Genomic DNA, 2,861 nt, shown 5'->3' on the forward strand with positions numbered 1-2,861 from the left:
TGATCTCGGCGCCGGCCAGCATGCGGGCGATTTCCTCGCGGCGGTGGTCGGCGGCCAGCGCATTGACCCGGGTGGCGACGCGCTTGCCCTTGTCGAGGGCGTCCTTGGAGATCAGGAGGTGCTGGTCGGCGCGGGCGGCGACCTGCGGGGCGTGGGTCACGGCCATCACCTGCACCTTGCCGGCAAGCCGCGCCAGGCGCCCACCGATGGCGTCGGCGACCGCACCGCCCACGCCGGTGTCGATTTCGTCGAACACCAGCGTCGGCGCCGAGCCGCGGTCGGACAGCACGACCTTGAGCGCCAGCAGGAAGCGCGACAGCTCGCCGCCCGAGGCAACCTTCATCATCGGTCCCGGCTTGGTGCCCGGATTGGTCTGCACCCAGAACTCGACGCGGTCGAAGCCTTGCGGTCCCGGAGCTGCCTCATCGGTCGCGACCTGGGTCATGAACTTTGCGCGTTCGAGCTTGAGCGGCGCCAGCTCGGCGTTGACCGCCTTGTTGAGCTTTTCCGCCGATTTCTGCCGCACCAGCGACAGCTTCTTGGCGGCGGCGGCATAGCGGCTATCTGCCTCGATCGCGGCCTGCTCCAGCTTTTTCAGCCGCGAGGCGCCGGCATCGATCAGCACGACGTCGGCGGCGTATTTGGCGGCCAGCGCGGCGAGCCCGTCGACCGGCGTCGAATATTTGCGCGAGGCGGCCCTCAGCGCGAACAGGCGCTCCTCGATACGTTCGAGCTCGGTCGGATCGAAATCGGTCGCCGCGAGTGCCGCCTGCAGATGCTGGTCGGCTTCCTCCAGCGCGTTGATCGCCATGTCGATCGCCTTCACGGCGGGCTCGACCAGCGCCGGCGAATTGACGCCGCGGCGTTCCAGTCGGCGTACCGCCGCCGACAGCGTCGAGACCGGCGAATGGTGGCCACCGACAGCCTCCTGCGCCTCGCGCAAATCGGAGGCGATCTTCTCGCCCTGCATCATGGTGGTGCGGCGGTTGGCGAGCGAGGTCTCCTCGCCGTCCTTGGGCGCGAGCTGCTTCAGCTCGGCGGAGGCGTGGCGTAGATAGTCGGCCTCGCGCGCGGCGCGCTCCATGCCGGCGCGATGCTCCTCCAGCGCGGTATTGGCAGTCCGGCGTGCGTCCCAGAGCGATTCGACCGCGGCAACGTCCTTCTCCAGGCCGGCGAACGCGTCGAGCAGGCGGCGGTGGGTGGCGGCGTCGACCAGCGCGCGCTCGTCATGCTGGCCGTGGATCTCGACCAGGGCGGCGCCGACCGCCTTCAGGGTCTGCACGCTGATCGACTGGTCGTTGATGAAGGCCCGGGTGCGGCCGTCGGCGAGTTGCACGCGGCGCAAGATCATCTCGCCGGTGTCATCCAGGCCGTTCTCGGCAAGGATCTTCGTCGCGGGGTGATTCTTGGGGACATCGAACACGGCGGTCACCTGCCCCTGCTCCACGCCGTGGCGCACGAGGCCGGCGTCGCCGCGGCCGCCGAGTGCGAGCGCAAAGGCATCGAGCAGGATGGATTTGCCCGCACCGGTTTCGCCGGTCAAAACCGCGAGGCCGGTGGCGAATTCGATATCGAGCCGTTCGATCAGGACGATGTCACGGATCGACAGACGCGCCAGCATTGAACCAAATTTCCTAGCCGAGACCCATCTTCTTGAAGGTCCGGCTGATCCAAGACCCCTGATTCTCGCTCGGTTCGAGACCGCCGGATTTTACAAGATTATAGGCGTCCTTGTACCAGCGGCTGTCAGGAAAATTGTGCCCAAGCACGGCCGCCGCGGTCTGCGCCTCCCCGACTATGCCGATCGCCATATAGGCCTCGGTCAGCCGGAACAGCGCTTCCTCGACATGGCGGGTGGTCTGGTACTGCGTGACGACGGTCTTGTAGCGGTTGATCGCCGCCGTGTAGTCGCGCTTCTGCGCGTAATAGCGGCCGACATTCATTTCCTTGCCGGCAAGCTGGTCGCGCGCACCCTCGATCTTGGCCTTGGCGGACGTGGCGTATTCCGAGTTCGGATATTTGCGCACCACCTCTTCGAGGGCGGCGATCGCCTTCTCGGTGCGGGCCTGGTCGCGGCTGATGTCCGGAATCTGGTCGTAATGGGAAGCGGCGATCAGATATTGCGCATAGGCCGCGTCCGGGCTGCCGGGATGCAGTGTGACATAGCGGGTGGCGGCGCCGATGCAGCCGTCGAAGTCGCCGCCCTGGTAGGACGCATAAGCCGACATCAGCAGCGATTTGCGGGCCCAGTCGGAATAAGGATGCTGGCGGTCGACCTCTTCGAACTTCTTGTTCGCCGCCTTCATATCCTTCTTCTCGTTCATGAGGTACAGGCCCTCATTGTAGATCTTGTCGGCGGGCTCCTCGACGAAGGTGTCGTCCTTGGCGGTGAACTTGTCCCAGAGCGAGCCGGTGCCGCAGCCGGCCAGCGGAAGCGCGAGCAACATGAAGGTCACGGCCTGCAGCAGCCCACGGGCCCGCGACGAGACCGAGAAATATCCGCGCGTCGTACGCTGTGCCGACATGAGTTTAAGCCCTGACGCCCTGTGATGCGGTGCCGCCAGCCCATGAACCCGTCATGGGCGCGAAATGTAACCGTGGTGCCTGCCATGCGACCACGCCGATGTATCCGAAAAGCGATCTTTAACCAACCGGATAGGCAGGCATTCCGCCCGGATTAAGGCGAACGTGCCGCAATCCTAGCCGATCATGGTTACCAGGAGTTTCCCGGGGTAAGCCGCTGCCTGAGGCCGGCGGCAACAACTCTGTTCAGGACACGTCCGGCCCGTAGGCCGCAGCGATCCGGCCGCCGACGATACCGCGACCGACCTCGCCCACAGGACGCGTGGTGCGGCGGGGGG

Annotated in this window: 2 protein-coding genes; both read right to left on the reverse strand. The window is 66.1% G+C overall.

All coding sequences use genetic code 11. The annotated features are described in order from the left end of the window. Positions 1-1,621: DNA repair protein RecN (recN, locus tag IC66_RS0111230; RefSeq protein ID WP_038947672.1), on the reverse strand; the 1,621-nt coding region annotated here is incomplete at its 3' end. 13 nt (positions 1,622-1,634) lie between these two features. After that, complete coding sequence (locus IC66_RS0111235; RefSeq protein ID WP_028145523.1) at positions 1,635-2,525, reverse strand: outer membrane protein assembly factor BamD; 891 nt, start codon at positions 2,523-2,525, stop codon at positions 1,635-1,637. Between the last annotated feature and the right edge of the window lie 336 nt (positions 2,526-2,861).

Origin of the sequence: Bradyrhizobium genomosp. III, from assembly GCF_000261705.1 — a bacterium.
GTDB lineage: Bacteria > Pseudomonadota > Alphaproteobacteria > Rhizobiales > Xanthobacteraceae > Bradyrhizobium > Bradyrhizobium ottawaense.

Excerpts from the sequence above, each read along its gene's own strand:
- IC66_RS0111235 (WP_028145523.1), bottom strand. The coding sequence starts at position 2,525 with ATGTCGGCACAGCGTACGACGCGCGGATATTTCTCGGTCTCGTCGCGG.